The sequence below is a fragment of the Chromohalobacter sp. HP20-39 genome (genome assembly GCF_033052815.1).
Taxonomy (GTDB): domain Bacteria; phylum Pseudomonadota; class Gammaproteobacteria; order Pseudomonadales; family Halomonadaceae; genus Chromohalobacter.
This window is the reverse complement of sequence record NZ_JAWHTP010001026.1, coordinates 1-246: the sequence shown is the minus strand read 5'-3', so window position 1 is coordinate 246 and position 246 is coordinate 1. Positions and strand designations below refer to the sequence as shown.

Genomic DNA, 246 nt, shown 5'->3' with positions numbered 1-246 from the left:
CCGCTCGACCTGGGCCTTGCCCAGCGCCTCGGCAGCATCCAGCGGCTGGAACTCGGCGTGAGCCGCGGCAAACTCGGCGGCAATCGCCTCGTTTTCGGCGTCCAGCAGGCTGCACGTCGCATACACCAGCCGCCCGCCCGGTTTCACAAGGCGCGCAGCGCTGGTCAGGATGGCCCGCTGCTTGGCCTGCAGTTCCGCCACCGCCTGGGGCGACTGGCGCCATTTCAGGTCCGGGTTGCGGCGCAG

General features: G+C 70.7%; 1 pseudogene. It reads right to left on the bottom strand.

The features are described from left to right. Window positions 1-246: pseudogene (locus tag RVY79_RS21040) on the bottom strand (hypothetical protein); the annotation flags it as partial.